The organism is Rhizobium brockwellii, assembly GCF_000769405.2.
GTDB lineage: Bacteria > Pseudomonadota > Alphaproteobacteria > Rhizobiales > Rhizobiaceae > Rhizobium > Rhizobium brockwellii.
In genome coordinates, this window is record NZ_CP053439.1 from 699504 (window position 1) to 725091 (window position 25588).

Genomic DNA, 25588 nt, shown 5'->3' on the forward strand with positions numbered 1-25588 from the left:
CGGGGCAGGGTGATTGTCACTGGAGATTCCGGCCCAGGGGATTGGCGAGAGGCAGCCATTGGCGCCAACCGAGCATCCATGGAGCCGCCGAGCACAGACGACGCAATTTCAGCAAAGGTGCGGCGCGGTTTTGCGCCCAGAAATTGCGTAAAATCAACGGCTGAGCAATAAACACCAAAAAAGGTCGGCTCTCTTGTCGCTTGTACCCCATTTGGGTGATGCTCTTTTCGCTGACTTGCATTAGAAGTTGTTTCAACGCAACCTAATTACTCTGCTGGAAAGCGGGCGACCAGAGGTTGCGCATTGTCGAATTTGCGTGCGGTTTTCCGGGCGAGGGCAAGAACCGGAAACCGAGAGCAAATCTTGGGACGTGGTGATCTATTTCCCAGGAATTGCGTAAAACGAGATCAGGGCCGTTCTGTTTTGAGAAAAGCAGAGCCGTTCCTGGGTTGAGGGACCCCCCGTCCGGTTTTCCTGGCCGGACGGAAACAAGGCTTTGCGGGACATTGTTGCAGTCCCGCAAAGCTTTTTTTGTGCCTTGTTTTCTGTCAGCCATGTTTCAAACGTTTTGACCGCCAGCTGCCACACGATTTATTGTGCAACGCAACATTTTGCCGCATTTGTCGATTTTCATTTCAACTCCAAGGGATTAAGCTAATCCCTAAGTTTGTTGACAGACGTCGCTCCCTACTCGGCGTCATCCTCGGCCTTGTGCCGAGGATCTGCTGCGCATCAACCGGTAGCAGATACTCGGGACAAGCCCGAGCATGACGAAAGAGGGCGCAGCGTTGTCGGCAGTCTGAGGGATTAAGCTGATCCCTTTGTGGTGTTGGGGGGAAGATGACCAAGTGGGTCTATAGGTTCGGCGACGGGCAGGCTGAGGGCCGGGCGCGCGATCACGAGATTCTGGGCGGCAAGGGCGCCAATCTGGCGGAAATGTGCGCGCTCGGACTGCCGGTGCCGCCGGGGCTGACGATCGTCAGCGATGCCTGCAACACCTATTACAAGAACGGCCGCCATATCGAGGATGCGGTGAAGGCTGAGGTGCGCGCCGGCATATCGGCGATCGAAGCGGTCACCGGCCGTCACTTCGGCTCCGTCAGCCAGCCGCTGCTGCTCTCGGTGCGCTCCGGCGCCCGCGTTTCGATGCCGGGCATGATGGACACCGTGCTCAATCTCGGCCTCAACGACGAGACGGTGCAGGCGCTCGGCCATGATGCCGGCGACGCGCGTTTTGCCTGGGACAGCTACCGCCGCTTCATCCAGATGTATGCCGATGTCGTCATGGGTCTCGGCAACGACGCCTTCGAGGAGATCCTGGAAGACGAGAAGGCCAAGCTCGGCCATGAATTCGATACCGAACTCAGCGCCTCGGAATGGCAGCACATCGTCTCGCTCTACAAGAAGCTGATCGAGGAGGAGCTGGAGCAGGAATTCCCGCAGGATCCCGAAGTCCAGCTCTGGGGCGCGGTCGGCGCCGTCTTTTCCAGCTGGATGAGCGCGCGCGCCGTCACCTACCGCCAGCTCCACAATATTCCGGAAGGCTGGGGCACGGCGATCAACATCCAGGCGATGGTCTTCGGCAATCTCGGCAACAGTTCGGCCACCGGCGTTGCTTTCACCCGCAACCCTTCGACCGGCGAGAGCGCGCTTTACGGCGAATTCCTGGTCAATGCCCAGGGCGAGGATGTGGTGGCCGGCATCCGCACGCCGCAAAGCATCACCGAGGAGGGGCGGATTTCCTCCGGCTCCGAAAAACCCTCGATGGAAAAGCTGATGCCGGAGGCGTTTCGCGAGCTCTGCCGCATCTGCACCGAGCTCGAGATCCACTACCGCGACATGCAGGATATCGAATTCACCATCGAGCGCGGCAAGCTCTGGATGCTGCAGACCCGTTCGGGCAAGCGCTCGACCCGGGCGGCAATGAAGATCGCCGTCGACATGGTCGACGAGGGCGTGATCACCGAGGACGAGGCGGTGCTGCGCATCGAGCCTTCGAGCCTCGACCAGCTCTTGCATCCGACGATCGATCCGCGCGTCACCCGCCAGGTGATCGGCACCGGGCTGCCGGCTTCGCCCGGCGCTGCCACCGGCGCCATCGTCTTCACCGCCGAAGAGGCGGTCGAGGCGGAAGCCGAAGGCCGCAAGGTCATTCTGCTGAGAGTCGAGACCAGCCCCGAGGATATTCACGGCATGCATGCCGCCGAAGGCATTCTGACGACCCGCGGCGGCATGACCAGCCATGCAGCAGTCGTTGCCCGCGGCATGGGCATCCCCTGCGTCGTTGGTGCCGGCACCATGCGCATCGACGTGCGCAACGAGCGGCTGCTCGGCGTCGGCGTCACGCTGAAGAAGGGCGATATCATCACCATCGACGGCTCGGCCGGCCAGGTGCTGAAGGGCGAGGTGCCGATGATCCAGCCGGCGCTGTCGGGCGATTTCGGCCGCATCATGGGCTGGGCCGACCGCGCCCGGCGCATGACGGTGCGCACCAATGCCGATACGCCGGCCGATGCGCTGGCCGCCCGCTCCTTCGGCGCCGAAGGCATCGGCCTTTGCCGCACCGAACACATGTTCTTCGAGGGCGAGCGCATCCATGTGATGCGCGAGATGATCCTTGCCGTCGATGAGAAGGGCAGGCGCGTGGCGCTCGACAAGTTGCTGCCGATGCAGCGGCTGGATTTCACCGGCCTCTTCACCGTCATGCACGGCCTGCCGGTAACGATCCGTCTGCTCGATCCGCCGCTGCACGAATTCCTGCCGAAGACCGATGACGAGGTCGCCGAGGTCGCCTTCGCCATGGGCATGGAAGCATCCGTGCTTCGCCAGCGCGTCGATGCACTGCACGAGTTCAACCCGATGCTCGGCCATCGCGGCTGCCGGCTGGCGATCTCCTATCCCGAAATCGTCGAAATGCAGGCCCGCGCCATCTTCGAGGCGGCGGTCGCCGCAGCGAAGGAGACCGGCGCTGCCGTCGTACCGGAGATTATGGTGCCGCTCGTTGGCCTCCGCACCGAGCTCGATTACGTCAAGGCGCACATCGATGCCGTCGCCGGCGATGTGATGAACGAAGCCGGCATGAAGATCGATTATCTCGTCGGTACGATGATCGAGCTGCCGCGCGCGGCGCTTCGCGCCCATGTGATTGCCGAAGCCGCCGAATTTTTCTCCTTCGGCACAAACGACCTGACGCAGACGACCTTCGGTATTTCGCGCGACGACGCCTCGGCCTTCATCCCCACCTATCAGCGCAAGGGCATCATCGAGCACGATCCCTTCATCTCGCTCGATTTCGACGGTGTCGGCGAATTGATCAGCATCGCCGCCGAGCGCGGCAGGCGCACCCGCAACGACATGAAGCTCGGCATCTGCGGCGAACATGGCGGCGACCCGGCCTCGATCCGCTTCTGCGAAACGATCGGCCTCGATTACGTCTCCTGCTCGCCCTTCCGCGTGCCGATCGCCAGGTTGGCGGCGGCGCAGGCGGTGATTGCAGGCAATCTGGAGATCAGGCGCGGTCCGAAAGACCTGCGGGCAACCGTGTAGAGCATGATGCCGAAAAGTGCGCGCGGTTTTCGGACGACATCATGCTCTAATTGGTTGACTTAGATCAGGATGATTTTAGGCCGATCGGGCCTAAAATCATCCTGATCTAGAGTAGTCGCTGCAGCCTGGGGCAAGGCGCCCGCGGCACTCAGTGATGCCGCCGCCAGCGATCGCGATAGATATAAGGCCCGTTCAGCTCCCAGGCCATGTTGTCCATCATCTCCGCACTCTGCGCCCGCGATTCGGCGCGCCGGTCGAGATCGATGCGCTGCAGGCAGGTCGCAAAACCATCCGTGCCGCGGCGGAAGCCATAGCTCATGCACCGCTGCTCATCCGCCGCCCGCCGCTCCTCCGGCGTCATCGTCTGGCAGGCCGAGAGCCCGGCGACAACAGTGGCTAGGACGGTGATGAGAAGACGAATGCGCATTGGTGTATTCCTTGAATGCTTCTCCCTGAGGAAAGGCCATTCGGGCGGGGGCGTCAAGCCAGTGCTGCGCACATGGCCCCTATCCGGCTGCCACGGGGGAAGCGCCCTTAGGTTTGGGAAGCGCTGGCCGCCTGCCGATCTCCCTCCTTGTGGGGGAGATGCCCGGCAGGGCAGAGGGGGGTTCCAAGCCCTCGGAGCGCACCGAGCTGTTACCCGCTCTGAGCCTGACCGGCCTAGACGACGGCGACCGCCGCCCGCCCGTTTGCGGCGAGGAGCACCCCCCTCTGTCCTGCCGGACATCTCCCCCACAAGGGGGGAGATTGGCCGAGAGGCAGCCGTCGGCGCGAACCACTACCGTCAATTAGACTTCACGCCGCCCCAGCCGGATCCCCAATCGGCAGCAGTGCCGGATTGAGCGGCGGATCCTGAGGATTCTTCGTATCAGCAGGGTCCTGCGCCGGCGTCAGCGGCGGTTTTTGTTGGATGGGGTCGGGAATGCCGGGGGTCGGCGTCGGGCCGCGCGGCGTATCGGCATTGGGTGTCGGGATCGGGTCTCTGTTGGGCATGAGTGCCTCCTTTTCGAAAAAGGAACGGCAGGCTTGGCACTTGGTTCCACTTTCGCTTGCCAACCTTTCTATGCATGAGGGCCATTCCTATGTATGAGGAAAGCTTGCAAACTTGGAACGAGCATGGCCCTTCGCGATCGATTTTCGAAAAAACTGAGCTGTCCGCAATGCGGCAATGAGGGCTTTGCCGAAGCCTCGGAAGTTGATGATCCCAAGCGCAAGCACCCGGATTTCAAGGTCGATCAGCTGCCGCGCGGCTTTGGCGTGCAGCGGCCTTCCAATCATCAGGAAAATTTCGTCATCAAGTGTGAATGCGGTCGCAAGTTCCCCTTCCGCAGCGTTGCGGAAGCCGCGGCCGAGCGCCGCTAACATCTTGATCTAGAATTCAGATCCGCTCCAGCAGTTCGATGAAGGCATCGGCGAAACGCACCAGCGGCGCGGTCTCTTCGTCGGGCGCCTGCATGCGGATCTCGGTGCCGTTGCCATCGAGCAGCGCCAGCACGACGCGCATCTCCTGGCCGTCGTCAGGAATGCGCAGCACGGCAATGCGACGGCAATCGTCGATGAGGCCGCCCGCCGGCAGGTCGAACAGCAGTTCGCCGCCGGAGCGTGCGGCCGCCTGGCGCACCGCCTCGCAGAAGCCGGCATCGCCGCCGGCATAACCTTCGAGCGAAAGTTCGAGCTCGAGCAGCTCCATCGGCAGCATCGGCTCGGACTGGTGGTCGATCCCGCCAAGCGCAGACGCCTGCGGCCTTGCTGCAATCTCGGGTGAAATCATCCCGTCTCTCCTCTACATCTGGAGATAAAACCCCGGCAGAATGGCCTTTTTTTGACATATCAGCAAGGGCTTATGAAGCAGCCGCCGGTTCGTCATGGCCTTCGCCGTGGATTCCAACGCAATGCCTCAGACAATAGTTTCAATTTAGCCGAATCTTGCCCCAGATCCGGATGATTTCAGGCCGGGCCGGCCTAAAATCTGAATCCGGATCTAAATCAAGGAATAGAGCATGATGTCGTCCGAAAACCGCTTCACACTTTTCGGCATCATGCTCTAAACAGGGGTGAGGCGATTTGCGTGGTCGAACGCGCGGGCGCTGACAAGCAACCGGTAAGTTTGATGGCCATCCGCTTCGACCGCCCCGTTTCCAACGCCGCCCGCTTTTCGCGGCTGCTCGCGGCGTTTTCCCTGGTGCTGGCGCTGGCTGTGATGATCGCCCATCGCTTCGGCGGGCTGGCCACACCCTATCTGGTGCTGCTGCTGATTGCCGCCGCCGGCGGCGCGCTGCTTTCCGTCATGCTCGCCGCAGTCGGGCTGCGCAGCCTCTGGATGACGGGGGCCGAGGGCGGGCTGGCGGCGCTGGCGGCGCTGATCTTTGCCGCCTTTCCGCTCGGCCTCGGCGCCTATGCCACCGAGCGTTACATGACGCGGCCCGATATCTACGACGTCTCCACCGATCCGGTCTCCGCACCCGACTGGCTTTCGCCGCCGCACTCCGACCAGATCTGGCTGAAACGAAACGTGCTGGTGACGCCGGAGGATCGTGAAAAACAGCTCGCCGCCTATCCCGAACTCACAGGCCGGCGCTATGAGGGCGCGCTCGACCGCGTGCTCGAAGCAGTGCGCAAGGTCGCCAAGATGAGCGGCATCACAATCACGAAAAGCAGTGGCGACACCGAGCCCGACCGCGATGCCGAGGACAGACCGGTCAAGCCGCCGGCGCCGGGCGACGATGCGGTGGCCGATGCGCCCGATATCGTCCCCGTGCCGACGCCGCGCCCTTACGACGACGACGTCGCCAAGCTGATCCGCGGTGTCAACGGCGTGACGCTGCAGGGCACCACCCGCACGCTGATCCTCGGCCTGCGCTTCGATATCATCATTCGGCTGCGCGAAGAGGCCGAAACCACCTTCGTCGACATCCGCGTCGCCTCCCGCTACGGCCAACACGACCTCGGCTTCAGCGCCGAAATCGCCGGCGATTATTTGAAGGCGCTGGATGCCGAGCTGCTGGGGATTGCGGGTGGGTGAGCAACGGTGCCGCCGCGAAGGGCCGGGATAGGGTGCGGCAAACTCGACAATCATACGGTGCCGCCGCAGGCGGCAGCCCCTTCTTCAAGCCCGCCGAAGAAGGAATGACGGCGAAGGGCATGCCGTGTGGCACCCCCCTCTGCCCTGCCGGGCATCTCCCCCACAGGTGGGGAGATCACAAGTGGCTTGAACGTCCTGCCCATCTACCGTTTCGCCGTTCTGGACGCTCATTGTTTGGGGAAGCCGTTGCGTCTAGCCAATCTCCCCACCTGTGGGGGAGATGCCCGGCAGGGCAGAGGGGGGTATCACGGCACGCCGGCAGAGGCAGCCATCCGCGCAAAGGCGCACGCCCCTCACTCCACCACCAACCACCCCGTATACCGCACCACCAACCCCGTCAGCCGCCCACCAATCTCCACATGAAAGTGAAACCGCCCATCGCGCTCCTCCTCATACGTATTCCCGCCAGGCGCCAGAAACATCGGCAGCGGAATCCCGCAAAACCGCCAGCCGCGCACCACGAGCCGCAGCTTTTTCCCATCCGGCACCAGTGCCATCAGCACCCGGAACGGCCCGAACACTTCGGCGAGCAGATCCCGGTCGCGGCCCTTTGCGCCGACTTGCCAGCTGCGGAAGACTGTGCCGCCGAAATCGCGCGTCCAGATCTCCTTGTCGCCATCTGTCACGAAACGCACCGTGACAGGCACATCCTCACCCGCCGGGGGAAAGCCGATCACCCCAGCGACGATCCTCGCCAGCAGCCCGCCGCCGCGCTCGATACGCGCCCGGCCGGAGGCGACGCGGGCGCCGCCGGCATGCAGGGCGGCGATGGCGGGCGGCAGCCGCTCCCAGGCGCTGCCGAGGATCCTCTGGTAGAGCGGCTGGCGTGCCTCCTCGTTTTCCATGCTGATGCCGGATGTGATCGAAAACCGCTGGAAGGCCGCTTCGAAATCCGCAAGCTGCAATTCGCCGGCCGCCGGTCGCGCCCCATTCTCCGGCCGGATGCCGGTCAGCAGCCGGCGCACCAGCGCCTCCACTGCGATGACAGGAATGAACGGCCCGTCATCACCTTCGGCAATCAAATGCCAGCCGCAGGAAAGCCGCCGTCCGGCGTGATCGACACCGCCCACACGGACGAACATGCCGCCGCGATGTTCGCCGATCGCGAAAGCGTGGCTGGCGCGCTGCAGCAGCCGCGCAAACGGCAGCAGCGACGGCAAGAGCCGGAGGCGGACGAGCCTTGCCGCAAGGCTGAGCAGGCGCTGCAGCGGCTGCGGCTCCGTGCCGACCCCGGTGAAAGTCGATTGCAGGCCGGCAAAGCGCGCCGGCAGCAGCTTGAGATCCGGCGCATCCACCAGCAGGAATTTCCGGCTGCGCAGCGGCTTAACCCCCGGCGGCGCCACCGTCACCCGCATCGCATCGATCAGCCCGCGCCCGGAGGCCGGCTGCCCATGGCGCAGCACCGGAACTTGTCTGCCGGCATAGCTCGCGATCGCCCTCACGACATTGAGCCCGATCTTTACATGCGCCGACGGGGCAATGCCCGCCGCGACACTGTCGATCCGGGAGAAATGCGGCGTCATCGCATCGAGTGCTGCGAAGGAAAGCGCAGGCAGGCTGCTGAGCCCCGAAAGCGCGAAGGTGCCCTGGGCCTTGGCCGCAGCATCGAGCCCACCGATGCCGGCGACGAAACCGGTGCTGTCGGCGATATCGGCATAATCGATGCCGAGATCGATGCAGGCCTCGACCACCTTATAGGCATCCTTGCCGAAGCTCTGGAACGGCCCCGAGGCATCGACGACGAGATGGGGCCTCAGCCGCGTCAGCTGTTCGGTGAGATCGCCGTCGCGGTCGAAGCTGACGGCCTGCACCATCGCGCCGAGATTGTTGCTTCCCAGGCCCTCGGCACCATCTTTCGGCGTCCGGAGATCGGCAACGAAATCGTCAGCCTTTTCCAGCGACCGCCCCCCAACCAGCAGCCTGAGCCGCGGTTCATCGCCAAGCAGCCGGGCAAGCCGCCCGCCAAACGTGCCGTAACCGCCGATGATGAGCAGCGAAAACCGGTCCTCGCTCATGTGATGAAACGGCTGCGCTGCTGCGGCGTCGGCACCATGCAGCTTTGCCGCCCGGCAATCTTCAGTCGGTTGCGGGCGATGAATTCATAGAGCGCATCGGCCGCCCGCCGCGGCAGCAGCCGGAAAATCTTGACCAGCGAATAGGGAAAGCCGAGGCCCGCCACCATGCGGATCGAGCCGTCGGATTTGAAGAAGGCGCGGCCGTTTTCGATGAGGATATTGCTCTCGTAGTCGCGCGCATGCAGCCCATAATGCCGGTAGAGCGCTTCGCCGAGCGGCGTCTGCGCGGCGAGGAAGCGGTATCGCTGCTGCTTGTCATGTTTCAGCGCGAATTTCACCCAGCCGGAGCAGAACACGCATTCGCCATCGAAGATGATCAACGGCCGGTCATCGGCAAAGGCGGGCACGTCGGCATCGTCGCCATAGCTGTAATCGGCTTGAGCCCGCATCGTCATCTCCCCACCCTCATGACCCCACCCTCATATTCACGCCGCCGGCCGGTAGAGGGCGGCAAGCGAAGGCGGCCCATCCGCCGCGATCTCGCCGCGCTCCAGAAGATCCTCGATATGGGCGAGCACGGAAAGGGCTGCCGCCCCATGCAGCTTCGGATCGGTATCGCGATAGATCACCTTGACCATCTCGGCAATCCGCCGGTCGCCCGCCTGGACACGCGTGAGCACCGCCTGCTCGCGCGTCAGCCGATGCGCCTTCAGCGCCCGGAGGAAAGTCGAGGGTTCCGTCACCGGCCCGCCATGACCGGGCAGCAGCAGCCGGTCCTCGCGCTCAATCAGCCGGTCGAGCGAGGTCATGTAATCCGCCATCGAACCATCCGGCGGCGCGACGATCGAGGTCGACCAGGCCATGACATGATCGCCTGAGAACAGGATGTCCCCACCCTCCAGCGCAAAGGCGGCATGATTGGCCGTGTGCCCCGGCGTCAGCACCGCGCTCAGCGCCCAGCCATCGCCCGACAGGGTCTCGCCATCGTCGATCGTTATGTCGGGCACGAATGATATATCCGAGCTTTCGGAAAAGGGATTGACCTCGCCATCCCTGAGCGGCCGCGCCGGCCGATGCGGCCCTTGCCCCACCGTCACCGCCCCCGTTGCCGCCTGTAAGCGCCTGGCCAGCGGCGAGTGGTCGCGATGCGTGTGGCTGACAAAGATATGCGTCACCGCGCGGCCGCCAAGCGCTGCCATCAGCGCTTGAAAATGCGCCTCATCCTCGGGCCCGGGATCGATGACCGCGACCGAGGAAGAGCCGACGATATAGCTGTTGGTGCCGAAAAAAGTGAAAGGCCCGGGATTGTTCACTGTAACCCGCTCGACACCTGAAACAACCGGCACGGCCTGCCCATAGGCCGGCTCGAAAGCGAGGTCGAAAGCGGGACTGTCCATGAAGGAATGATCTCGGGCCGATGACGTCGCCAATTTCTAGCACGACGGCAGGTGCTGCGCAGCGCATAAATCTGCGCCGGGTTAAACTTAGTCATTGTGACAGGCGAAGAGCTTTGCTAATCAGGCGTCGATTTGAGCAGGCGGTTTCCGCTCAAGCTCTGGTGGGGCGTCGCCAAGCGGTAAGGCAACGGTTTTTGGTACCGTCATCCCTGGTTCGAATCCAGGCGCCCCAGCCAACGTCTATTTCATCAGTTGGAACGGTGCCCCGACCATTACTGGAGCAGTTTTCCCTCATCGCTCTTCCGGATCAGTGGTGGATAGGCGGCCTGCAGGAACGTCGGGCTACCCCGTGACCGACGCGGAAATCGAGGTCAGTAAGGACGCGCGTCTTGTTCACCGATTTCGATCTGCCTTTCGTTCGACAGAAGCCAGTCAGACAGATTGGCGGCCGTTGCCTGGATCTTGTCGGGCTTTCGCAGAGCGCATTCCCAGACCGTTGCCACGCGCCAACCGGCTTCAATAAGCGTGGCGCGAACAGTGCTGTCCCGTACCACATTTGTCTCGAATTTCGCCTGCCAGAACTCCGGGCGCGTTGCTGGCATTGTGCTGTAGCGGCAGTCCGTGTGGCGATGCCAGAAGCACCCGTGGACGAAAACAACTGCCCGGTATTTTTGAAATATGAGGTCTGGTCGCCCGGGAACGTTCTTGGAATGGAGCCGGAAGCGGAAGCCACGCACATGAAGTGCCCGGCGGAGCGCCATTTCAGGCTGTGTGTCCTTGCCCCTAATCCCCGCCATCATGCGGGATCGCGTCTGCTTATCAACTATATCCGTCATGAGCCTCATGGTCTTCGCTGCCAGACCTGGTATACACGCTCTGGATCATTTTCGTCAGGAGCGTAATTTGCCTGCCACATTCGGAATTATCGATCTTTTTGCCGGTCCGGGCGGACTTGGCGAGGGCTTTGCCTCCCTGATCGAGGATGGACATATGCCTTTCCGGATCGGCATGTCGGTCGAGAAGGAGGCATCGGCGCATCGCACTCTTACCCTACGCGCATTCCTGCGGGAATACCGGGCTCGACACGGTGGCCTGCCCGACAAGTTCATCAACTTCCATGCAGGGCTGATCCTTGAGCCGGACTGGTCTGCGATAGACGCGGAAGCGTGGCGGGCTGCTGTCGACGAGGCGCGGGGTCTGGAGCTCGGCACGGAAGCCGCGGCGACGGCGATCGACGGCGCCATCGCGCAGCTCAAGCGCAACTTTGACGACACGATCCTGATCGGCGGCCCACCCTGTCAGGCGTATTCGCTGGTCGGTCGGGCGCGATCCCGAGGCAAGCTGGGTTACGTGCCGGAGCAGGACGAACGCCACTACCTGTTCCGCGAGTACATCCGTGTGCTCGACCGCCTGCGACCAGCGGTCTTCGTGATGGAAAACGTAAAGGGGATGCTCTCCTCCACCGTCGACAGTCGCCTCGTCTTTGAAATGCTAATGGAGGACCTGTCCTCGCTCGGAACCGGTCATGGCCATCTCTATGAACTACGGGCGATCCGGGTCGTGGACGGCAAAGCCAGCCTGCAGGCTGCGGTGCAGCCATCCGATTTCATTGTATGCGCCGAGGAATTCGGTGTTCCGCAGCGTCGACACAGGCTGATTATTGTCGGCATCCGGTCCGACTTGGCACGAGGCGCCTCGAGCGCTAGCATCGATGTGTCCGGTAGCTCGCGGACTGTGGCGGAGACGATCGGCAACCTGCCTGCGCTTCGCAGCGGTCTCAGCAGAAGCCAAGACAGCGAGGCTACGTGGAGAGAAACGGTGGTCGAAGCCGGGATGCTCCTTGCCGGGATACACGATGGAGACGACGATGCTCCGCTGAGAAAAGCATTCTGCGAGTTGGCGAGAGATTTGCAAGTCATACCGCCGCTGCCGCGAATGTCAGCCGTGTTGCCGCCCGGCTACGGCACTGCCAGCGACGACCTGCTGCGCTGGCTCGAACGGCCGGAGCTGCGCGCCATCGCTCAGCACGGGACCCGCGAACACATGGCGTCGGATCTCGGGCGTTACATGTTCGCAGCGGTGTTCGGAGCGAAACGCGGTTACAGCCCCAAGGCCGCGCATTTCCCGCTCGCGCTCAGCCCGGATCATCGCAACTGGAATAGCGGCGTCTTCAACGACCGTTTTCGTGTCCAGCTCGCCAGCGAGCCGTCTGCCACCGTGACCAGTCACATCTCCAAGGACGGGCACTACTTCATCCATCCCGATCCAAGCCAGTGCCGCAGCCTGACCGTTCGTGAGGCAGCGCGGCTGCAGACCTTCCCTGACGACTACTTGTTCCTTGGTCACCGCACGCAGCAGTATGTTCAGGTCGGGAATGCCGTACCTCCATATCTCGCCAGACAAATTGCCACTCTTGTATTTGCATCTGTCGGAAATGAGGTTTCAGCACATCAAGTCGGCTTGAGTTCGGCGATATCTCGGGGAGGGGTGGGGTAATCAGCAACTTTCACCTTCGCCCATGTATCTGCGCGCTTGGCTACCTCCGAAAACTGCTGCCCGGGGGCGATCCGATTGAACTCGGAATTTACGACGACTGCCCAGTCCCAGAGCAGGTCGCGCATTCCTGCAGAAATTCCCTGCTTCATCCAGATCTGTTCGAGGTCGAGCCTTTCCCCAATGCGATCCGACACTATCGAGACGACATAGGTGGCGATGTTCACCCATCCCTGACGGAAGACCTCCTTCGCCTCCTTCGTCTTGATCATGCTCTCGATCTCCTTGAAAAGGATGACTTTGGAGATCATCAACCGGTACCATCGCGAGTCTAGCGGATTCGGGACAATAGCGGGCTCCTCGTCGAGCGCATCCATGAACGCCTTGAAGTTCTTTTCGCCCGCCATTGCCACTTGATTGGGCTTGCCGCGCCACGCTTCGTGGTACTTCGCAAGGTCGTTCTTTGTAAGCTTTCGCTTTGGTGAGATCATTTCTTTCAGCTTGCGACGCCTCGCTTGGGTGGTGCCTTCTCTCAGCAGCATGACGTTGTAGGCACCTGCAGCCCGCTCGTAGAACCACCGCGTGGCACCGTCAGGGCACCAGGTTTCATTCGCAAGCTTCTCCAACTGGACATGGAATGGGCGGTTCGCCGACAGGTCGGACAATTTCACAGCATTCTGGCTGTTTGCGTAGCGGGAGACGTTGCTGATCAGGCGTTCGCGTGCGTCGTCCTCCGCCCCCTTCAGGATGATGATCTTTGCAGGCACCATGACATGGCTCAGATCGATGGTGCGATCATCCCTCGAGGCGAAGTAAAGAGTAGAGGTGGTCTGACCGCCGTTGACGATCTGGAGGCCCTTGATGAAGGAAAGGCCCAGATTGCCTTCGCTGGTTCGCTCAAATGCCGCTTCGTCGCAGACCAGGACAAGACCATTATTGAACGCAAGAAAGTGCTCGGGCTCTGTCTTCAGGGTTTCGATGATGCCTTTATTGGTTGGCTTCTTTGTGCCGAGAAAGGTCCGAACGTTGGCTTCGAGAAGTCGACTTCCGAAGCGGAGATAAAGATCGCGGATCAGCTGCCCAGGAATAGCGGTCAGGGCGTATTCATAGTCAGCGTCAGGGTCTGGAACGTGGACGCATGGCAGTGGGTGGCCCATCGACTGGACAAAGCTGACAGCCAGTTCGTCTCTTGGCTTGCCTTCGGTGTGGCGAAAGAGACGTTCGATGTCCATGGCTTCGACAGCCACCATCTTTTGCTGCACTTCCTTGTTCGAGAATCTCTTGGTCTTTGTGCGCCCATCCGTGATCACGAACACGCGAAGCCGGTCTAACCCGCCCCAGCGGGAGCGGATCGTTGCGACAAGGTCTCGGACGGGATGGGTCGGATCAATCCTGGTTTCCAGGTTCCCAGTAGCCGCCCTGATGAGAAAGCGTACGCCCTCACTCGCTGTCGCAGTTGCATCTGCATCCTTGAGCTCGGTCAGCTCTTCGGAGCCGAAATAGTGGGTGACAAACAGGTCCAGCGCCGTTTCGTCGGAACTGAGGGCATAACCGGTGATACGCAACTTTGCGTTACCGATCATGCCGCTCCAGTGGCAGACCGTCGGAGTCTCGCAGATCCCGGTCTCGGCAACATGGTCCATGACCATTTCCGCAAAAACGAGCTCTTCCGAAGGGAACGGACCCTCACCAGCCTCGACGCGCTCGGAGATGATTGTCTGAAGATCGGAACGGAAGTTGCGATGAAATTCTTCAAGGCTCATGTCAGTCCAGTCCAAATGTGTTGAGCAGTTCCGAAAGGCCTACCGAAGGGACCTCAAGGGCATCGAGGTCGAGCACATACATGGCCGAGCGGACGGCGGCCGGCAGCGCGGCGCGAGTGAGGCGTGGCATGTCGCCTTCTGAGGGGAAAGCCTTGGCATCCTTCAATGTCAGCGTGCGACCATAGAGCGGCGCATGCTCGTGGAGGTATCCCACCACCATCAGAAGCGCTTCGAAGCCGCGCTGGACGCCGGCTTGCGCAAACCTTTCGCGCAGTGCTGACACGATATCTACGAGCGACACTCCGTCTGTGTTTTCCTCGAAGCGAAGGGCGCACAGGAAGATCGGCGCCCTGTCGCTATCCAGTTGTTCGACGCTGTTGATCCGTGCGAGAAAAGCTCCTGTCCGAACCGTACTCTTTACTTCGATTGCGCCGCTGTACACATGGAAGTCCTGCGCAGCCCGCAATGGCCCCTGCCAGCAGTCCAGAGCAGCGGCTCCCAGCGACGAGTCCGCCAGAAGTCTTAGCAACCACAGCTCGCCGAGCAGTCCGACCTGCGCATCGGACGATAATGGGCGGTGCGTTCGAGCCATGAACGCCTGCCACTCCTTCACTCTTTCAAGGAAGGCTTCCATCACGTTACGGTTCGCCGTACTTGCCGCCGCTTCGAGAGTCCGGAGGACATCGACCACCATTATTCCAAAGAGCTCCGGCGATCCCTCCGGACGTCTGATCAGTGCGACGGCCGTTTTGCCATCAAAGACAACCTGACCAGCTATTACCGAGACATCGAAGCCTTTGCCTTCCGGCAGCCGCGCTGGATTAACTGGCCATGAGCCGGGAAATGAGACGATCAATGCCTCGCGTCCCATCGGAAAGTGGCAGCCCGCCTCAACGGAGACCGCGCCCATCCTGGTCAAGTGAACGAAGCGCCAATCCTCTCCAGCCTCCTGGCGAGCGAGTGCCCGCCACGCGCGCGCAAGTCCCTCTTCAGTCCACCCACTCATTGAGGCCTCCCCACAGGACGCTGTTGCCGATGTACCTCGAGTTGGAGACCCGTCTCTCGGAGGTGCTTGATGGAAAGCTGATTGCCCACGCGGCGACCGGATCGGCATCCGCGAGCTCCGCAACCTCAGAACGGGCAGGATCGAGCAGATAGAGCATCAACAGGCCACGCTCGCGGCGATGCGCGATACCAGCTTCGGCAACGCCGTCTCCAAGAATGCGGCGGATCTGCGGACCTCTCGGTTCTGACGGGGGGTCCTTACCCTCGTTCCGGTCCGTGTCGTTGCGCCATGTCTTTTGGCTAAGCTCGAGAGCCGCCTTCCACTCTGGCTCGGTCAGATCGATGGCCTGGTCGCGAGGAGAGATCAGCGTCTTGATTGAGTAGCGATCTGCATGCTCAGTCGTGCGATTGCGCTTGAGCATGTTCACGGAACAGCCGCCGACCGTCCGATGCTTGTCATCTGGGCCGCTGTCTTTTCCGATGAGCGCCACCGTCCAGGTCGTGAGCTCCCTGTCCTTGTTCATCTCTTCAATGAAATCGGCGATCAGCGGGCTCATTATCCGGAAGCTCGCCGGGTGGGTCCGATACTCCCGGAGAAACGATATGACGCTCAAGGCAGACACCTCCCGCCAGAAATGGCCGTTCCATTTTTGGTTTCCGGATACGTAGTTCTGCTGATCCAGGTCCAGCGATGGGCCGAGCGCGGTGACGAAGCGCTCCGCGGCCTGGAAGTTGGCCGAGATGTCATCCTTGCGGTTCGGAAAAACGATTGTCTGCAGCAGATCTCCTGAATAGGTCAGCTGCATCGCACGTGCATTGCGCATCTTCGCCCGTGAAGTGACGGTGAGGACAGAGTGGGACTTCACGCGCAAGCCAAACTGTTTTGGGGTGGCGCCGGCGGCGACCATGTTATCGAATTCTTGACGCAGTTCTTCGGCGGCGTCAGCGATGTGACCGAACCACTCCACCATTTCCTCTGAGGTGTACAAGCGACAGACATCGAGGTAGCCATCCCGATATCCGAACCATCGCCCCATCTGCATAAGGGTGTCATACATGCGGGCAGTCCGCAGGAAGTAGCTCGTGCATAAACCTTCCAAGGTCAGTCCGCGCGCCAGCTTATCGCCGCCGATGGCGATCACCTTGAGGCCGGTGCCGTCGTTCTCGGCGTAGTCGAGCGCGTCCTTCGCCGTACCGTTGATCTCGCGCACACGGATATCCGAGAGGACGTCTGGCAACACGGTTCGGACATCGCTCCATCCGAAGTCCTCCAGCGTCTCACCTTCAACAAGGGCAGCACGGATTTTCCTCATTCCGGGCAGGAACACCGTTTCGTATTCGCTCTGCATGGACACTTCCAAAACCGCAAGGTCAATGCCTCGCGTATAGCGCCCCTTCAAATCTCGTAGATATTCTGCAACCTGGTTGACGACCACGTTCTGAACCGCGGTGAAGCGCGTAACGTGGATAAGCATTGAGGAGTGCTTGTTGCCTTGTCCGCGAAGCTTCCGCACTGCGCAGGCATAGACAAAGGAACGGATCGCTTCCGAGAGTGAATCCGGTACACGATCTTCCCCTTGCCAGCGTGGCCGGTAGCCGTTCTTGTGGCGCGGGGGCATCCAAGGCTGGAATTCATCGTCCAAAAGCGGGCGTACCAGCGGCAGATCTTCGGGTGTACTTGATGCCGAACCGAAGACACGTCCCGGTCCCACGTAATTCGAGGGTGCTGCCAGGTTGGTGATGAAGGCCGCTGGGAACAAGTCAGGGCCGTACTCCTGGGTCTCCCCGCGATCATGTATGAAGATGTTTGCGAAGGGTGTCGCGGTATAGCCGACGTAAGCTTTCCGCGAGAAATGATGCAGGATGGACCGGATCAGCCTGTTGATTGTCTTCGGTTCATGCTCGAGATCCGGATTGCCGAACTCGTCCACGACGTCCTCGCCGGTGTCGACCGACCCGTGATCGGATTCGTCGTCGACGACGAGCAGAGGCAGGTTGGTGACCAGCTTCCGGCCGGTTTCGGGGTCGACATGGTTTGCGACACGATTGCGGATCCAGTGGAGCAGCCGCTCGAGGACCGTCTTGTTCTTCTTGACCACGAACAGCCACGGGCGCTGTTCAGGGCTGATGTTCATCTTGGCCGCAACGGCCGTGTTGAAGTCGCCCTTGTCGCTTCTGTTGGTTGCCGCATTGGGACGGGCTGAGATGTCGCTATCGATCAGCCCAACCCCGACCGCCGGAAGCTCTTCGGCATCGGAGATGGTAGCGAAGCCCAGAAAGCCCTCGTCGAGGCGAATCTGAGTCTGTGCCCGCAGATTGTTGTGCAAGCCGGCGAGAACGATGATGATCTTGTACCCAGCGTCTGCAGCCTTGCAGATCAGACCAGTGTAGTTCCCGGTCTTTCCAGACTGCACGTGGCCGACGACTAGACCACGGCGATCCCATGCGTCTTCCCGGCTCGGATCCTCGAGTTGTGAGAGGACTTCGTCTGTTGCGACGTCGAGCGCGTCGAGGGCTGTCCACGGGATGCGCGCCTCCATGTACTCGGAGTAACGCCGCCAGTATGTCCAGCCCTTCTTCCGTCCGGCATCAAGCCAAGGAACATGGTCATCTCCACTGGAGAGGGTGGCATTTTCTCCGACGGTGCGACTCGAGCGGCGGATAAGCTCGTCAACGAGTGCTTCCCGATCCACGAGGGCGAAGTCCTCTTCCATCATGATCGCGAGCTTGTTGATCTCCTTTTCGATCATTTCCGGTGTGACGGCGCTCTGGGCACGCTCGGCAGCAAGACGGAGCATGTTCTGCGCCATAGAAAGTATTGAATCAAAAGCCTTTTGATTGGAGAGCGTCATTCCGTGTCTTTCACTTCAAGAGCAGAAACCAGGTCAAGGTGGCGGTCAAACGGTGGGGTGCGGCAGAGCCTCTCGCGGGCCTCTGCTGGACTGAGGCCCCGAAACTTCACCAGCGCTTGGAAAATCGCGGACAACGTCTCTCGGACATCGGTTGGGGGAGCTGTGGCAAATCCCGTTCTGGGCGTTTCTTTATCCTCGGCCGTGTCCAGCCAGATGCGCTGGACTGGAACCGTCTCCTCGATCAACCTCAGGAGGGCGAGAATGTCGCGCTTCAGGGGGCCGGCACGCTCGATGATCGAGGCAACAAGGTCGTGGTCACGGGCAATCCGATAAGAGGTGCCCTGAGCAGAGCGCCGAACCTGCCACGTCTCGGTTCCGGCGTTCGATCGACTGCCCGTGACCGGCGTGATGTGGCCGCGATGGGCAAAGACCCGTCTCGCCGTCTCCCGCGTCTCCGACGCAAGCCGGTGAAGCTGCGGTCGCAGTCGAACCGGCGGGTTGGCCGTAGACTTGAGGACGTTGATTTTCCATTCGGCATCCGCGCTGTTCGGAATGTCCAGCCTGATGCGGGCGAGCCTGTGAGCTTCGTCGCGCGGCCATGGTTTCCCGCCATCCCCGAGGCCGAGCCACCCACCAGACAACAGGAGCCGTTTGTTTCGGTAGACATAGAAACCTTCTTGCTGTGTCCAGCCTCCCGGCCCTGCGGCTGCTTCCTGTTCGGCGGGCTTGAGCATGTCGCGATGTGGCAGGACATGGCACTGGGCTGTTACCCTTGCCGTGTGAAGGATACGATACTCGGAGCTTTCGAGTGCCTTGCTGGGGTGTCCCACCAAGAATGGGTCCCATGGCTTCACGCTTCTGCCATTGAGAAAAAGCCGAAGCTCGGGCCGTGGGCCGTCGCAAAGGCGATGGAACGTCATCGCAAGATGCGCCTCTACCTGATCTGCGAGCTCGATCATGTCGGCTGCGATGAAGCCGTCGGTCACGATCCGGTCAAGCTTTTCCCACAGGACGACGGTGCCGTGTTCCATCTGTTCGAGAGGCGCAAACAGTTGCTCCGAGCCCGGCGCGGGACCTTCGAAAAGTGGCCATTCGGCGCCAGGTTCCTTGCCGACGAGATCGAGATCCCATCGGAGGCAGACTATGGGTCCATCGTGCCGGCGGCTGGCAACCGTCAGTCGCCGAGCCTGCGAAAAGCTTGCAGTCTTGAGGCCCAACCCGAACCGGCCCAGATCACTCGATGCGCGCTCGGCCCTCGGATCCCGTGCGCCAAGCCGCATGCCCGCCTCTAGCGCGGCATCATCCATGCCATCACCGTCATCAATAATTCGAACCCAACTTTCCTGGGCCGCCCACTCGAAGTGGATGGCGACCTCGCCACAATTTGCAGCGACGCAATTGTCGACCAGATCAGCGAGCGCGGTCGCAGGTGCATAGCCGAGGCCCCTAAGGGACTCGAGCATCGAGCCGGCATGTGGAGGAGCATTTCTCACACCCATGTTGTCACATTCCCAGCAATGTCTGCAAACGACGCTTGCGACCGGGATGGGAAAGGAAGGCGAGTCCCTTCGCCTCTATCTGACGAATGCGCTCGCGCGTAACTCCATAGATCTGGCCTACTTCCTCCAGAGTCATCTCCTCGGCGCGGCCGATCCCGAATCGCATCCGTATCACATCTGCCTGACGCTCCGGCAGTTCTGCCAAGAGGTCTCCAACAATCCTTTCTGTTTCCGCCTGATCGAAGAAATCTTCAGTCCGCGGCTCGGGAAGCAAGTCATCCCACGCGCCAATGCCTTCCGGATATTCAGCTTGACGAGGAATCTTTCGAAACTGTCGCACCTCTTCGCTGGACCAGCCAAGCTCAATCGCAAGATCAGCGTCCGAGACGGTGCCGTCAGCCATAAAGTCCAGTTTGTCCATCGCCCGATCGAGCTTGGCCAGGTTCTCATGCCTATGAACAGGGACACGGATTAACGCGGCTTCGTCTGCACGCCATCGCGCCAGGGCCTGCTTCATCCAGAAGGCGCAGTAGATGACAAACCTGATCCCACGCTCCGGGTCGAAGCGACGGGTGGAGCGTTGCAGACCCTTGAACGCCACTTGGAAGACGTCGTCGAGGTCTTCTCCATCCTCTGCGTTTCGAGCGGCGAAGCGACGCGCGTAGGGAAGGTGTTCGAGGATCAAGTGATCGGTGGCGACATCGAAGATCGAGATCAGCCGGTCTAGTCGGGAGGCATCCTCAACGTTGGCTTCGAACCGCTCGACGGATTTCACGATCTCCTTGTGGAACGCCAACGAGAGATCGAGCGCCTCCAGCGCTTCAAGTGCCATTCTCCGGCGTTTTCCGTCCATAATGCGGCCGTTGACCTGCCAGAGCTTTAGAGCATCTGCGGCGGCGAAAAACTCCGAAGTCTCGGCGTGATCCGGGCGAGCGGGGATGATGGACCTGAGCGTCACAGACCCGGCATCCGCGAAGCCGTCGCGGAGCCGATCTACCGTTTCGAGGATGGTTTCGACGGCGGCCTCGCAGGCGAGTATGCCCAGCTGCAGTTCCTGGTTTGCTCGCACCATGGGTTCCAGCAGCTGCGCCTCGTAGGATTTGTCCATTACGAAACGTCGCGTGCCTGGCAATCGCGTACTTCTGCTGAAGGCTGCTTCGATAGCCTCGGCCAATTCATCGCGCGATGCGTCTGATCGGGCGTCCCACAGCCTAACGCCATCCTCAATGGTTTGGTCGAACAATTCGAGGCCTGCAGCTTCCAGGTTGCGCTGGAGGTTGATACGCAGTTCCTCCGGATCGCCGTTGCCCTCGCAGAGCGTGGCCAACGTGTCTATGTCGTCCAGAGTAAATGACCCCATCTTCAGAATTTCTTCAGCCCAAGCCGTGCAGATCTCGGGATTGATCGACAGCCGCGTGCCAAGCTGCATGACCGCCCGCTTGACTGACTGTCGACCGCGGTTGCGGACCTTGAGGTAGTCGTGCTCTCCACCTTGGTCGGGAGCGATGATGGCTTCGGAGCCGATGCCCTCTCCGGCAATCTGCACCGGCGACAGGTCGATCTCCCAGTCTCCTTCCTTATCTGTCGAAATCATAGGAGATTGGCTTACAAGCGCGACGAACGCTCCCGACGCAGTTATGCTTGCCGATTGGCTGAAGAAGTCCTCGGGCTCTTCCTCGGGCTCGAAACCCAGAAAATCATCGAGGTCATTCAGGCCTGCGTTTTGCTCCGCTGAAGAGGCCTCTTTAACGAAAGGCCCGGAGATCGCCTCGACCTCGCCTGCTGGGGTTTCGAAATCCGGAATATCGTCGAACGTGTCGTCTGGCGCTCTATCCGACGGTTTTGCAATGAGCGAAGACAACAACTGTGCGGCGAAGGGATGGCCCTCGCCAAATGCGACGTCAGCGGGTGTCTGGTTTTCGTGGTTCTGTGCTCTGGGATCAGCACCGGCCCGAATGAAAAGATCGCATATGGGAAGATTTCCAGCGCGCGCCGCAAGGTGAAGTGGCGTGTCACCCTTGGGGTCAACTGCATGCAGACGCGGTGTGGCAGCGAAGTTGGTGAGGTGTTCTACGCGAGCATCAACGATCAGGCGGATCTCGGTGGGATCGAGAAGGTGGTTTTGGGGTTCGCTGGCCGCTTTGGGTCGACTGCCAAGAAACCAGGAGAGTTTATCCATGACCTTCATGGATGGTTCGCCGAGGCCCAGAACTGCTCCTTCACGTCGTTTCACATGCCCCCATCACGTGGAATTCTTTAGCTCAAGCCATTACTTGATGCACCGGCGAGGCTCTGATCTTCGCTGCACATAGTGCCTACTGATTCGATCGCTGCGGCCCGGTAACTATTCATGCATGCCAAACGGGCGGATTTCAACCTATCTAGGCATTCCTTTGCGTTTAATGCTCTTCGTTGCATTAAGTCGAATTTAACCCGTTGATCCAGCAGTACATTGTCCGCTGAGCCTTGGGAAAATTGCAACTCAGCCTTTGCGTTTATCCAGCAAAGCTGCTCCCAAGCTATGCCTCGTCGGTTCAAGTGGGGTGTCCAAACTTGGCGTATACTCGAGAAGGGCTCCGAATAGGGCTATCAGACAGAGGCCCCGCCGCAATCGTCTGCATCAGTTGATCCACCACCCGTGCCAGCCGCTCCAGCGGCCCCACGAAGCGACCCTCCAGGCTGACGCTTATCACGCCGTGGAAGGGTGCGGGCGCTGATGGTGCGGTCTTCTGGGAGCAATGTCGGGTTGCGGCTCGGCGCTCACGTCCATCAGGAAGAGGTGTTCGCCGAGATGCCATTGCGGTGTCGGGCTGCTTTCCGGCGGGAGTGGTCGAACAGCACCTTCCTGAGGACTTGCGCCTATCCGCGCGTCCCAATCAATCGTACCCCGTCAACTCCGCCAGCCTCTCCACCAGCGCATCCTGAAACCCGATATCGCCCACCACCGCCGCCGCCTCCCGCCGCTGCCGATGATACCAATACCCGCCGCTGACCTTCGCAGCTTCATCCTCGCTCGTCGCAAGCCACGTCTGCGTAAGATGCCCCATCTCCAGGTCATCGGGCGCGCCGGCGCCGCCCATCTTGGTCGGCACCCAGCCGGGGTCCACCGTGTTGCTGAGAACATCCGGCCAATGGCGGGCGACGGAAGCTGCGAGGGTGGCGATGTAAAGCTTGCTTTCCGAATAGGCCTGGCTGGCGTTCCACGGTCGCTTCTTCCAGTCGATATCGTCAAGGGCGCTGCTGCCGCTGCGGTGCATGCCGCTGCTGAGATAGACCAGGCGGTCGGGGCGGGTGATCCATGCGGTGAGCAGATAGGGGGCAAGCACATTCACCGCCAGCGTCTTTGCGTGGCCTTCTGGCGTTTCACCCCGGCTCCGCTCGAGGTAGATGCCGGCATTGTGGATGACGGCGTCCATGCGGCCGATGGCGTTGACCTGATCGGCGATCGAGCGCGTTTCCGTGGCGCTGGCGAGATCGCCGATGACGATGCCGAGTGCCGCAGTGGAAACGTCGGCGAGGGCGGAGGCGCGCTCGCGGGAGCGGGCATGCAGCACGACGTCATGGCCCTCCTTCATCAGGGTGCGGGCGGCGGCGAGGCCGAGGCCATCGGTGGAACCGGTGATGAAAATACGGCTCATGGGGTTTCCCTTCGCGGCGGTGGCGGCAGTCAATCAGCTTTCGGTGGTTTGCTCAATGCGGGAGTTGGGGTGTGGGTTCCCGGGGTTTGGTCGATATGTAGCCGGTTCGGACCGATCTAAGACCCCTCCCCAACCCCTCCCCACAAGGGGGAGGGGCTAGCCCAGCATCACCGCTTTGCCCGAGATCATCTCGTTGTTTGCCGATCTGGAGTTTTGGGAGTTGCGGTGCGGCAGGTTAAGCCCCTCCCCCTCGTGGGGAGGGGTTTGGGGCGGGGTCTTTGCCCCGCGAGCGCGTGTCCGAGGGACGGGGCTTGATCCTGGCAGTGGCGGGAGCCGGATGATGAGATTTTTTGCAGCGATTTCAGCTGTTTAACTCAAAGATCATGCAGCATTCATCCGGAGCGGCATGGATCCCAGGCTCAAGGCCTGGGATGACGGAGTGCGTGGTGATGCGGTGGCTAAAACGGTAAAACCGTCAGCTCCCCGGCGCCATACCACACCACCACCCCATCACCCCCTCCGCCGCTCCGCTCCGGCCGCAATCGTCTGCACCAGTTCATCCACTTCCCGCGCCAGCCGCTCCAGCGGCAGGCCGACGAAGCGGCCTTCGAGGCTGATGCTGACGACGCCGTGCACCGCGCCGAACAGGGTGCGGGCGCGGATGGCGCGGTCTTCGGGGGGCATGTCGGGCTGCAGTTCGGCCAGCGGCTCGGCGATCACATCCATCAGGAAGAGGTGCTCGTTAAGATGCCATTGCGGCGTCGGGCTCGATTCCGGCGGGAAGTGCTCGAACAGCGCCTTCCAGAGGTTCCGGTGTTCGACGGCGAAGCTCAGATAACCCTGCGCCAGGTTGCGCAGCCGGTCGGTCGGCGGCCGGTCTTTGGCCTCGGGCAGGGTCAGCCTCGCCTCCAGCGCCTTCAGCGTGGCGGAGTTGACGTGGATGACCAGCTCGGCGAGGTCTGAAAAGACCGTGTAGAGGCCGCCCAGCGCGCAGCCGGCATCCTGGGTGATGTCGCGGGCCCGGAGGTTTGCCAGCCCGTCCCTGGCGATCCGCTCGCGCGCCGCCTCGATCAGCCGGGCCTTCAGGTCTTCGCGTTTTTCTTCTCGTCTGCCGGCCATTCACCATTCCACTTCGATTTTTTTGAACGTCGTTCAAAATTTATCTTGAACGACGTTCACGATTCTGCCATAACACCTCTCGTGAACAACGTTCATAAACCGGAGGAAGGAAATGTTCAAACTGATTTCCATTTTGTTGCGGGGCAGGGCGCATGATGCCGAACAGGCTTTCGCCGACTGCCACGCCGTGCCGCTGCTTTCCCAGCAGATCCGCGATGCCGCCCAATCGATCCAGTCGGCCCGCCGCAGTGTCGCGGTCGCCATCGCCCAGAACGAGCAGGAGAAGGGGCAGCATGCGGCGATCGTTGCCCGCATCGCCGATCTCGAGACCCGCGCCTCCGCCGCCTTGGCGAAGGGCAATGAGGGCCTGGCCCGCGAGGCGGCCGAGGCGATCGCCTATCTCGAAGCCGAGCGCGACGCATCGGAAAAGGCGCAAGCGCAGTTCACAGGGGCGATCGACAAGCTGAAGGGCATCGTCCGTGCCTCCGAGGCGCGGCTGCAGGAGCTGCAGCGCGGCGAGCGGCTGGCCCGTGCCACGCAAGAGGCGCAGAAGCTCGATGTCGCAGTTAGCGGCCCGGGCCTGGCGACGCTCGATGATGCCGAGGAGACGCTGGCCCGCCTTCGCCTGCGCCAGAGCCAGAATGAGCTGACGGCGGCCGCCCTGAAGGACATGGAAGGCGCCATCCGCCCGGCCGGCATCATCGAAAAGCTTGCCAATGCCGGCTTCGGCGCGCCGCTGCGCTCATCCGCCGATGATGTGCTGGCGCGGCTGAAGAGCCGCATCACGCCTGCTGCCTGAAATTGCATCCATCCAACCATTCATCCATCGAACCATAGGGACCACTGATATGAACGACAGTTTCCAGAAACATTCTTCCAGCTGGGTCAGCTTCTCCTACATCTCCTTCGGCTCGGCCGCCTTCATGCTGGCGCTTGGCCTCTACATGATGCCGCTCGATCTCTGGGGCAAAGGCTATCTCGCCATGGGCATTCTGATGCTGGTGCAGACCACGGTGAATATTACCAAGACGCTGCGTGACAATGCCGAATCCGAGAAGCTGATCCGCAAGGTCGAGGATGCCCGCACCGAGAAACTCCTGGTCAAGTTCAATCGTAACGATGAAGATTGATCTTGGTTAACCACAGCGCAGAGTTGTTATCGCATTCAACTTTTGCGTA

Annotated in this window: 21 protein-coding genes, 1 tRNA gene and 2 pseudogenes; 7 read left to right on the plus strand and 17 right to left on the minus strand. The window is 61.3% G+C overall.

What is annotated here, in order from left to right; all coding sequences use genetic code 11:
• Nucleotides 1-16: 16 nt before the first annotated feature.
• Entirely contained in the window at nt 17-241 is a 225-nt protein-coding gene (locus tag RLCC275e_RS03465) for a hypothetical protein (protein ID WP_033181351.1), read from the minus strand.
• Nucleotides 242-840: 599 nt separating this feature from the next.
• On the opposite strand from RLCC275e_RS03465, the gene ppdK reads away from it, so the two are divergent.
• Nucleotides 841-3546: a pyruvate, phosphate dikinase gene (gene ppdK / locus RLCC275e_RS03470; protein ID WP_033181350.1), complete on the plus strand. Its 2706-nt coding sequence runs from the start codon at nt 841-843 to the stop codon at nt 3544-3546.
• Between the two features lie 148 nt (nt 3547-3694).
• Here ppdK and RLCC275e_RS03475 read toward each other — a convergent pair whose 3' ends face one another.
• A complete protein-coding gene (locus RLCC275e_RS03475) occupies nt 3695-3973 on the minus strand; it encodes a hypothetical protein (protein WP_033181349.1) in 279 nt (92 codons plus the stop codon).
• A gap of 368 nt (nt 3974-4341) precedes the next feature.
• Entirely contained in the window at nt 4342-4539 is a 198-nt protein-coding gene (locus RLCC275e_RS03480) for a hypothetical protein (protein WP_003546062.1), read from the minus strand.
• A 123-nt stretch (nt 4540-4662) separates the two neighbouring features.
• Between RLCC275e_RS03480 and RLCC275e_RS03485 the strand changes: the two genes are divergently transcribed.
• The gene (locus tag RLCC275e_RS03485) at nt 4663-4908 is read left to right on the plus strand and encodes a hypothetical protein (RefSeq protein ID WP_003557210.1); all 246 of its coding nucleotides are present in this window, start codon (nt 4663-4665) and stop codon (nt 4906-4908) included.
• Nucleotides 4909-4924: 16 nt separating this feature from the next.
• On the opposite strand, the gene RLCC275e_RS03490 is transcribed toward RLCC275e_RS03485, so the two are convergent.
• Nucleotides 4925-5317 (minus strand): hypothetical protein, encoded by a 393-nt coding sequence (locus tag RLCC275e_RS03490; protein WP_033181348.1) that lies wholly within the window; start codon nt 5315-5317, stop codon nt 4925-4927.
• Between the two features lie 339 nt (nt 5318-5656).
• Between RLCC275e_RS03490 and RLCC275e_RS03495 the strand changes: the two genes are divergently transcribed.
• Entirely contained in the window at nt 5657-6568 is a 912-nt protein-coding gene (locus RLCC275e_RS03495; RefSeq protein WP_033181776.1) for a DUF1499 domain-containing protein, read from the plus strand.
• 353 nt (nt 6569-6921) lie between these two features.
• On the opposite strand, the gene RLCC275e_RS03500 is transcribed toward RLCC275e_RS03495, so the two are convergent.
• The 3 genes from RLCC275e_RS03500 to RLCC275e_RS03510 are packed head-to-tail and all read right to left on the minus strand — an operon-like array spanning nt 6922 to nt 10040.
• Nucleotides 6922-8643, minus strand: coding sequence for a saccharopine dehydrogenase family protein (locus RLCC275e_RS03500; protein WP_033181347.1), 1722 nt, complete (start codon nt 8641-8643; stop codon nt 6922-6924).
• Nucleotides 8640-9098 carry a thiol-disulfide oxidoreductase DCC family protein gene (locus RLCC275e_RS03505; protein WP_033181346.1) on the minus strand — a complete coding sequence of 153 codons (459 nt, stop codon included), beginning with the start codon at nt 9096-9098 and terminating at the stop codon, nt 8640-8642. The genes RLCC275e_RS03500 and RLCC275e_RS03505 overlap by 4 nt, the downstream gene beginning before the upstream one ends.
• Before the next feature lie 30 nt (nt 9099-9128).
• Complete coding sequence (locus RLCC275e_RS03510) at nt 9129-10040, minus strand: MBL fold metallo-hydrolase (RefSeq protein ID WP_033181345.1); 912 nt, start codon at nt 10038-10040, stop codon at nt 9129-9131.
• A 162-nt stretch (nt 10041-10202) separates the two neighbouring features.
• On the opposite strand from RLCC275e_RS03510, the gene RLCC275e_RS03515 reads away from it, so the two are divergent.
• Nucleotides 10203-10276, plus strand: a tRNA-Gln gene (locus tag RLCC275e_RS03515).
• Between the two features lie 135 nt (nt 10277-10411).
• On the opposite strand, the gene RLCC275e_RS03520 is transcribed toward RLCC275e_RS03515, so the two are convergent.
• The gene (locus RLCC275e_RS03520; protein ID WP_033181775.1) at nt 10412-10876 is read right to left on the minus strand and encodes a very short patch repair endonuclease; all 465 of its coding nucleotides are present in this window, start codon (nt 10874-10876) and stop codon (nt 10412-10414) included.
• Nucleotides 10877-10943: 67 nt separating this feature from the next.
• Between RLCC275e_RS03520 and RLCC275e_RS03525 the strand changes: the two genes are divergently transcribed.
• A complete protein-coding gene (locus RLCC275e_RS03525) occupies nt 10944-12536 on the plus strand; it encodes a DNA cytosine methyltransferase (RefSeq protein WP_071414344.1) in 1593 nt (530 codons plus the stop codon).
• Here the strand turns inward: RLCC275e_RS03525 and RLCC275e_RS03530 are convergent.
• The 9 genes and pseudogenes from RLCC275e_RS03530 to RLCC275e_RS03565 form a co-directional block, all read right to left on the minus strand.
• A complete protein-coding gene (locus RLCC275e_RS03530) occupies nt 12491-14296 on the minus strand; it encodes an AIPR family protein (RefSeq protein WP_033181344.1) in 1806 nt (601 codons plus the stop codon). The two genes, RLCC275e_RS03525 and RLCC275e_RS03530, sit on opposite strands and share 46 nt — an antisense overlap.
• A gap of 1 nt (nt 14297) precedes the next feature.
• Nucleotides 14298-15302: a PD-(D/E)XK motif protein gene (locus tag RLCC275e_RS03535; RefSeq protein ID WP_033181343.1), complete on the minus strand. Its 1005-nt coding sequence runs from the start codon at nt 15300-15302 to the stop codon at nt 14298-14300.
• A complete protein-coding gene (locus tag RLCC275e_RS03540; RefSeq protein ID WP_033181342.1) occupies nt 15286-18153 on the minus strand; it encodes a Z1 domain-containing protein in 2868 nt (955 codons plus the stop codon). Before RLCC275e_RS03540 ends, RLCC275e_RS03535 begins: the two co-directional genes overlap by 17 nt.
• Nucleotides 18150-19184, minus strand: a complete 1035-nt coding sequence (locus RLCC275e_RS03545) for a hypothetical protein (RefSeq protein WP_246723435.1) — start codon at nt 19182-19184, stop codon at nt 18150-18152. Before RLCC275e_RS03545 ends, RLCC275e_RS03540 begins: the two co-directional genes overlap by 4 nt.
• Before the next feature lie 45 nt (nt 19185-19229).
• Nucleotides 19230-19652, minus strand: a pseudogene (locus RLCC275e_RS34160) (ATP-binding protein); the annotation flags it as partial.
• A 4-nt stretch (nt 19653-19656) separates the two neighbouring features.
• Entirely contained in the window at nt 19657-21840 is a 2184-nt protein-coding gene (locus RLCC275e_RS03550; RefSeq protein WP_033181340.1) for a sigma-70 family RNA polymerase sigma factor, read from the minus strand.
• Nucleotides 21841-22186: 346 nt separating this feature from the next.
• Nucleotides 22187-22502 (minus strand): annotated as a pseudogene (locus RLCC275e_RS03555) (hypothetical protein); the annotation flags it as partial.
• A gap of 26 nt (nt 22503-22528) precedes the next feature.
• Nucleotides 22529-23290 (minus strand): SDR family NAD(P)-dependent oxidoreductase, encoded by a 762-nt coding sequence (locus RLCC275e_RS03560; protein WP_033181339.1) that lies wholly within the window; start codon nt 23288-23290, stop codon nt 22529-22531.
• 510 nt (nt 23291-23800) lie between these two features.
• Nucleotides 23801-24409, minus strand: coding sequence for a TetR/AcrR family transcriptional regulator (locus tag RLCC275e_RS03565; RefSeq protein WP_033181338.1), 609 nt, complete (start codon nt 24407-24409; stop codon nt 23801-23803).
• Nucleotides 24410-24521: 112 nt separating this feature from the next.
• On the opposite strand from RLCC275e_RS03565, the gene RLCC275e_RS03570 reads away from it, so the two are divergent.
• The gene (locus RLCC275e_RS03570; RefSeq protein ID WP_033181337.1) at nt 24522-25208 is read left to right on the plus strand and encodes a PspA/IM30 family protein; all 687 of its coding nucleotides are present in this window, start codon (nt 24522-24524) and stop codon (nt 25206-25208) included.
• A 49-nt stretch (nt 25209-25257) separates the two neighbouring features.
• A complete protein-coding gene (locus RLCC275e_RS03575; protein ID WP_003557239.1) occupies nt 25258-25539 on the plus strand; it encodes a YiaA/YiaB family inner membrane protein in 282 nt (93 codons plus the stop codon).
• Nucleotides 25540-25588: the final 49 nt, after the last annotated feature.

Bases quoted from the DNA above. Each gene is read 5' to 3' on its own strand.
- RLCC275e_RS03540 (WP_033181342.1), bottom strand. From the start codon at position 18,153: ATGACGCTCTCCAATCAAAAGGCTTTTGATTCAATACTTTCTATGGCG.
- RLCC275e_RS03485 (WP_003557210.1), top strand. From the start codon at position 4,663: ATGGCCCTTCGCGATCGATTTTCGAAAAAACTGAGCTGTCCGCAATGC.
- RLCC275e_RS03520 (WP_033181775.1), bottom strand. From the start codon at position 10,876: ATGACGGATATAGTTGATAAGCAGACGCGATCCCGCATGATGGCGGGG.
- RLCC275e_RS03475 (WP_033181349.1), bottom strand. From the start codon at position 3,973: ATGCGCATTCGTCTTCTCATCACCGTCCTAGCCACTGTTGTCGCCGGG.
- RLCC275e_RS03510 (WP_033181345.1), bottom strand. From the start codon at position 10,040: ATGGACAGTCCCGCTTTCGACCTCGCTTTCGAGCCGGCCTATGGGCAG.
- RLCC275e_RS03545 (WP_246723435.1), bottom strand. From the start codon at position 19,184: ATGGAACACGGCACCGTCGTCCTGTGGGAAAAGCTTGACCGGATCGTG.
- RLCC275e_RS03560 (WP_033181339.1), bottom strand. From the start codon at position 23,290: ATGAGCCGTATTTTCATCACCGGTTCCACCGATGGCCTCGGCCTCGCC.
- RLCC275e_RS03535 (WP_033181343.1), bottom strand. From the start codon at position 15,302: ATGAGTGGGTGGACTGAAGAGGGACTTGCGCGCGCGTGGCGGGCACTC.
- RLCC275e_RS03530 (WP_033181344.1), bottom strand. From the start codon at position 14,296: ATGAGCCTTGAAGAATTTCATCGCAACTTCCGTTCCGATCTTCAGACA.
- RLCC275e_RS03500 (WP_033181347.1), bottom strand. From the start codon at position 8,643: ATGAGCGAGGACCGGTTTTCGCTGCTCATCATCGGCGGTTACGGCACG.
- RLCC275e_RS03465 (WP_033181351.1), bottom strand. From the start codon at position 241: ATGCAAGTCAGCGAAAAGAGCATCACCCAAATGGGGTACAAGCGACAA.
- RLCC275e_RS03505 (WP_033181346.1), bottom strand. From the start codon at position 9,098: ATGACGATGCGGGCTCAAGCCGATTACAGCTATGGCGACGATGCCGAC.
- RLCC275e_RS03570 (WP_033181337.1), top strand. From the start codon at position 24,522: ATGTTCAAACTGATTTCCATTTTGTTGCGGGGCAGGGCGCATGATGCC.
- RLCC275e_RS03480 (WP_003546062.1), bottom strand. From the start codon at position 4,539: ATGCCCAACAGAGACCCGATCCCGACACCCAATGCCGATACGCCGCGC.
- ppdK (WP_033181350.1), top strand. From the start codon at position 841: ATGACCAAGTGGGTCTATAGGTTCGGCGACGGGCAGGCTGAGGGCCGG.
- RLCC275e_RS03575 (WP_003557239.1), top strand. From the start codon at position 25,258: ATGAACGACAGTTTCCAGAAACATTCTTCCAGCTGGGTCAGCTTCTCC.
- RLCC275e_RS03495 (WP_033181776.1), top strand. From the start codon at position 5,657: ATGGCCATCCGCTTCGACCGCCCCGTTTCCAACGCCGCCCGCTTTTCG.
- RLCC275e_RS03550 (WP_033181340.1), bottom strand. From the start codon at position 21,840: ATGAAGGTCATGGATAAACTCTCCTGGTTTCTTGGCAGTCGACCCAAA.
- RLCC275e_RS03490 (WP_033181348.1), bottom strand. From the start codon at position 5,317: ATGATTTCACCCGAGATTGCAGCAAGGCCGCAGGCGTCTGCGCTTGGC.
- RLCC275e_RS03565 (WP_033181338.1), bottom strand. From the start codon at position 24,409: ATGGCCGGCAGACGAGAAGAAAAACGCGAAGACCTGAAGGCCCGGCTG.